The sequence below is a fragment of the Streptomyces sp. SID3343 genome, from assembly GCF_009865215.1.
GTDB lineage: Bacteria > Actinomycetota > Actinomycetes > Streptomycetales > Streptomycetaceae > Embleya.
Window position 1 is genome coordinate 1 of the sequence record NZ_WWJX01001570.1, and the last position, 5707, is coordinate 5707.

General features: G+C 73.7%; 3 protein-coding genes and 3 pseudogenes. 3 read left to right on the top strand and 3 right to left on the bottom strand.

The window, feature by feature from the left end:
- From GT354_RS50330 to GT354_RS50345, 3 genes and pseudogenes are all read left to right on the top strand, one after another.
- Positions 1-467, top strand: a pseudogene (locus tag GT354_RS50330) (ThiF family adenylyltransferase); the annotation flags it as partial.
- Positions 468-537: 70 nt separating this feature from the next.
- A pseudogene (locus tag GT354_RS55455) lies at positions 538-2013 on the top strand (CocE/NonD family hydrolase); the annotation flags it as partial.
- Positions 2014-2111: 98 nt separating this feature from the next.
- Positions 2112-3494 carry an MFS transporter gene (locus tag GT354_RS50345; RefSeq protein ID WP_161364947.1) on the top strand — a complete coding sequence of 461 codons (1383 nt, stop codon included), beginning with the start codon at positions 2112-2114 and terminating at the stop codon, positions 3492-3494.
- Between the two features lie 429 nt (positions 3495-3923).
- Here the strand turns inward: GT354_RS50345 and GT354_RS55460 are convergent, their stop codons facing one another.
- The 3 genes and pseudogenes from GT354_RS55460 to GT354_RS50355 all read right to left on the bottom strand — a co-directional run.
- The gene (locus GT354_RS55460) at positions 3924-4100 is read right to left on the bottom strand and encodes a hypothetical protein (protein WP_346012532.1); all 177 of its coding nucleotides are present in this window, start codon (positions 4098-4100) and stop codon (positions 3924-3926) included.
- 347 nt (positions 4101-4447) lie between these two features.
- Entirely contained in the window at positions 4448-4627 is a 180-nt protein-coding gene (locus GT354_RS53150) for a hypothetical protein (RefSeq protein WP_202513187.1), read from the bottom strand.
- Between the two features lie 267 nt (positions 4628-4894).
- Positions 4895-5707: pseudogene (locus GT354_RS50355) on the bottom strand (hypothetical protein); the annotation flags it as partial.

The window sequence follows — 5707 nt, forward strand, 5'->3', positions numbered from 1 at the left end:
TCGCCCGTGCCGACGCCGTGGTCAGCTGCGCCGACCACCTCCCGGACCGCCGCCGGCGCGAGGTGGACGGGTGGTGTGCCCGGCACGCGGTCGCCTGGCATCGCTGCCACGCCGAGGGCACCGGCTACGTCGTCGGCCCGATGACCGTGCCGGATCACACCGCCGGCTACACCGACGTCCGCGGCCGGCGTCTGGCCGCCGCCGGATCACCGGACGAACTCGCCGCCCTGTGGCAGCACTTGGACGATCCACAGGTACCGCTACCGGCGGTCCCCGGGCCGAGCGCCGCCGCCGTCGCGCTGCTCTCGGGCATGCTCGCGCACGACGTCCTGACCTGGTGCGCCACCGGCCTGCCGGCCGTACCCGACCACCTGCTCGACATCGACCCGGCTCGCGCGACCGTCGTCCACCGCCCGCTGCTCCCCCTCCCCGTGACCGCCGTCGCCGACCGCACCGGCGCACCGTGAGCGTCGCCGATCACATCCGTACCAACCTGGGCGTCGCGGGCGGCGGGCCACACGCCCCCATCCTCGCCACCGACGCGCACGTACCCGACCGCGCCGTGTGGCCCGTGCCCACCATGGTCACCCGAACGCCGTACGACCGGGCCAACCACCTTGCGGTTGGCGCCGACGCGGCTTCGCGTACGTCGTCCAGGACGTCCGCGGCCGCTACGGCTCCGACGGGACCTGGCAGCCCTATCGCAACGAACGCGCCGACGGCGCAGCCCTCGCCGACTGGATCACCGCGCAGCCGTGGAGCGACGGCCGACTGATTCCGTACGGCGGCAGTTACGCCGGGTTCACCGCGTGGGCGCTCGCCGCCGAGCGCCCCGCCGCAGTGCCCGCCATGGTCGGAATGGGGCCGTCGATGGCCTTGCGCCGTACCAAGTTCGAGCCGTCCGGCATCCTGCGCCTGGCCGAACACGCCGCGTGGTGGCTGGAGCGCGCCGACGGCCGAACCAGCCGCGACGGCCTCACCGCGCAGGTCTTCCGCGAGGAACCCGACCTGCTCGACCACCTCCCGGTGCTCGACCTCGCCGACCGACTCGGCGCGCACCTACCCGGGTGGGCCGACGTCGCGACCGCCGACCCCCACACGCCGGCAACCGAGGAACTCGCCGACGCCGAACTCGCCGGCCTGCCGTGCGCCGCGCTGCACATCGGCGGCTGGTACGACCTGCTCGTCGACGAGGTACTCCGGTTGTGGCACGTGGTCGGCTCCGCGTACGGATCACGACGTCCGCCACGCGCGCTCGTGATCGGGCCGTGGGAGCACGACCTCGGGTACGCGCCGGGCACCTCCGTCGGCGCGCGCGAGCACGGCCCGGTCCGCGCGCCTGGACCTGGGGGCGTATCAGGTCGAGTGGCTGCGCGACGTGCTCGGCCTCCGCGCGGGCGCATCCGTGGTCGCCGAACCGGACCGCGCCCGGATCTTCGTGATCGGCGCGAACCGCTGGTACGACGCGCCGAGTTGGCCAACGACCACTGTCGCACCGCACACCCTGTGGGCACATGCCGACGGCACGCCGGCCCCGACCGCGCCCGAGTCGGCCGCGCACCGCCACTTCCGCTACGACCCGACCGACCCGTACCCTTCCCGCCCGCCCGGCGCCGACCGCCGGGCGCTCGCCAGTCGGCCGGACGCGGCGTCCTTCACCACTCCGCCACTGGACGCCCCGCTGACCCTGCACGGCCGGGCCCGGGTCGCCCTGGCGGCGTCCACCAGCGCCCCGCGCTCCGACTGGGTCGTCCGGCTCAACGAGCTTTCCCCGGACGGCCACCACGTCGAGATCGCGCACGGCTGTGTGGACCCCGGGCCGGCCGCGCCGGGCACCACGCACGACGTGACGCTCGCGCTCAGCCCGATCGCGGTGACGTTGCCGCCCGGCTCACGCCTGCAACTGGAGCTCACCGGAAGCGACTTCCCCCGCTTGGCCCGCAGCCTGGGCGGGCGAGGCGTGGTTGCGGAGCAACCTGTCGGCCGGGCAGGCGGTGCGGAGCGGGCGGCTGATCGGCGTGCCGTCGGCCGACTTCTCCGGACTACGGGCAATCGACGGTGCGCGGGGCCTGGCCAAGGCCCTGCACCCGGACGCGTTCTGACGGGGCGTCGTGAATCTGCTTCCTCGGGCACTCGCACTCGGGCCGCAACGCGCCGCGCCCGCCCGTGCCTTCCGCCGTTTCCTGCCGGCCCGGGGCGTCTCGTGGGCCGGCTCGGCCGTCACGTTGGTCGCCCTGCCGATCCTGTTGTTCGCGCGCACCGGCAGTGCCACCGCGAGCGGCGTGCTCGTCGCCCTCGAAGCACTGCCGTATCTGGTACTCGGCCTGCCCGCCGGAGCCCTCGCGGATCGCTGGGACCGCCGGCGCACACTCACCGTCACGAGTGTCGGCAGCGCCGTCCTGGTCGGGAGTATTCCGATCGCGGACGCGGCCGACGTGTTGACGACTGCTCACCTGATGGTGGTGGCGTGTCTGTCCGCGTGCGCGTTCGTGTTCTTCGACGCGGCGGCGTTCGGCGCGCTGCCGGCCCTGGTCGGGTCGGGGGGCGTGGCCGCGGCCACCGGCAGCCTGATGACGGTGAGCACGCTGGTCGCCCTGATCGGGCCGCCGGTCGCGGGCGTTTTGGTGGCGACCGTCGGCGCGCCGGAGGCGATCGGCCTCGACGCGGCGAGTTACACGGCGGCGGCCTTGTTGTTGGCCCGGCTTCCGCTTGCCGGGGTGGGCGGGGAGGTGTGCGGGGAGGTGGCCGCACCGGTGGGCCGGGCTGTGTCCGGGCCGGTGGGCGGGACGGTGTCCGCACCGGTGGACGGGACTGTGCCCGGGTCGGGGGGCAGAGTTCCGGCCCGGACGGTGTCCGTGTCGGAGTCCCGGCGCATCCGTGCCGAGATCGCCGAAGGGCTCGCCTTCATCCGCACTCATCCGCTGGTCCGCCCGCTCACTCTCCTCGGCATCGGCATCGGCAACAGTCTCGGCTCCGGCGCGGTGCTCGGTCTCGTGGTCGTGGTCGCGGTCCGCCGCCTGGGCCTGGACACGCACGGTGGCGCGCTGGGCCTGGTGTTCGCCGCGGCCGCGCTCGGCAGCCTCGCCGCCGGTCTGCTGTTGTCCCGACTCCAGGCTCGGATACCCGTCGGCCGGATCACTCTCGGCGCGCTCGCCGCCAACTGGCTGCTGCTGCTGGCGTGGGCGCAGAGCACGCATGTGGGCCCCGCCTTGTTCGCGCTCGCGGGCCGGCAATTCACCAACTCGCTGGTGAGCCTGAACGGCATAGTGGTACGCCAGCAGGTCACTCCCGACCGGCTCCAGGCCCGGGTCAACACGACCGCCCGGATGATCGCGTGGGGCGGCCAACCGGTGGGCGCCGCGCTCGCGGGCGTACTGGCCGACTCTGCGGGCACGCGCGTGGCCCTGCTCGTCGTGGGCAGCGGCGTACTCGTGTCGCTCGCGGCGGGCCTGGCGTCGCCCGCGCTGCGGGCGGGAGGGCGTCGATGTCCATGACCGGGACTCGGCGCGCCCCGGACGCCTCCCCCCGACGGGATCGCCCGCCCACCGGGTGCCCGCCGGTCCCGGCTCGCCTCTGGACTGCCCCTGGGCTTCCCCAAGGGCAGCCGATGCGGCGGGTGTGGGGTGGTGGGTTGCGTGGTCGGGCGAGGTGGTCGCCGGCGGCGGCATTTCTTGTCCGGCGTCGAAGTCCGCTGATGTGCTTCGGGGATTCGAGGAAACGGTCCCCATCGATTCCGAGTTCCGCAGCAGAAAATGTGGACGGGTCCGTTCGAATTCTCCACCCGAAGTCGGTCGAACGCCGATTGCACCCCATTCGGTCGAATCGGCGAGCGTTCCTCGATCCGTTGCGCTGAATTCTCGAATGCGCGCTGCTTTCTTTGCCGCGGGCGACGGTCCCTACGCTCCGGCCCGCATCGGCACGCGTCAGCCGGTGACCAATCGCTGGAGGGCCGGTGCATACAGGTCCGCCACATGCTCGGCGCCGGCTCGCCTGGTGGCGCCCGAGCGGTGCAGGCTCAGCGTCGCGCCGAGTCCCAGGAGTTGGCCCACGATCAACTCGGCCCGCAGCGCGCGTTCGCGGCCGGTGAGCAGCGTGGTCAGGCGCTTGGTGACCCTGTTCGGCGAATCGCTCGCGGAGCAGCGCGCGTTCGTCGTCGTTGCCCAGCGAGAACACTACGCAGGAGCGGATCGCTTTGGCGCTCGCGGCGGCTGCGGACGAGGGTGAGTACGAGGTGCCGGCCGAGCGGGGCGGCGAACAACTCGTCGGCGCTCTCCCCGAAGTCCGCGACGATGGCGAACAGGTCTTCCTTGCCGCCGAAGTGCTTGACGATGAGCGACGCGCGGCGCGCAGGATCGCGTCGCGACCGGTGAGCGGAGGCGTCTGCTCTCGCCGCACCGCCGGTTCTTCCGGTGGTGTGATGGAAGTCCGTTGCACTGCCCGACGACGTTCAGGGCCGCGCGGCGTCGCTGCCCCGCGCGGGCGCGGTGCGTCCGCGCTCCGGGGCGTGCCCGACGGTGCCTCGCCGCCCACCGGACTCACCCGGCAGGAACAGTGTGACGATCAAGGCGAGCACCGACGCGACGGCCGCGATCACGAAGACGAGCAGATACGCGTGCAGCGTCGGCACGGATCGACCGGCCTGTCACGGGACCGGGACCGGGACCGGAACCGGCGACGGAACGGGAACGGGAACGGGCGTCGCTCCGGACATGACCCTCCAGAATCCGGGCCCGCGCCGTCCAGGGTCACCACGATCCGGCGACCACGCTCGGTGTCACGCCGCCCCATGGCGCCGACGTTCCGTCGTCGGTACCGGGTGCCGACGCGCCTGGTCTTCCCACGTGATGGCGCATCGTCGTCGACGACGATCGAGCAGTGAGTCCGGGTGTCACGGCTATTGCTGGACGCGTTCCTGGCGTGACCTGCCGGCGTGGTTGAGGCGGCCGGCGAAGTGGGGGGTGTAGGGGGCGGGTTGGGCGCGGTCCGCGGCTTCGAGGAGTTGCAGGGCGTGTGCCTCCCGGAGGCGGCGTTCCGCACCGATGGACAGTTGGGCGGCGTAACCGGCGACGCGGACGGCGATGTCGGTGGCGATGCCGCGTGCGGTGTCGGCTTGGCGGCTGTACGGTCGGCCCCCGTCGCGGCGGGCGGCCGCGTCCAGGTAGACCGTTCGGGCCAAGGCGACGCTCGCGGCCATGTCGGTGAGGACCGGGTTCGGGCCGGCGTGGTCGAGCGCGGTGTCCAAGGCCCCCTGGGCGATTCCCGTGGCGCACGCGGCGATGCCCAGGCGGCCGGTGTCACGGACGGCCGCCGCGATCTCGGCGGCCCGGCCCGCGGCGCCCACGAGTCGCTCGGCCGTAACCACCACGCCGTCCCACCGCGCGGTGGCGAACGGAATCGCGGACCCGCCCGTGACCTCGAACGTCGGGCCGTGTGCACCGTCGTCGAGGACAAGGATGCACGATACGTCGTCCGCGCCCGGCCCGCTGCGGGCGAACACGGAGTACACGTCGGCGCGTCCACCGTGCGCGACCCACGTCGTGGTACCGCCGAGCCGATGGCCCGCGTCGACGCGCTCGGCCTCGCACGTGAGCGCGGCAGGCCCGGCAGGTCCGGCAGGTCCGGCAGGTCCGGCATGCGCAGCGCGCCCGGTCGGTGCGGTGAGCCCGGCCGACGAGGCGAGACCGCTCCCGCCGAGGAGGCGACCGCC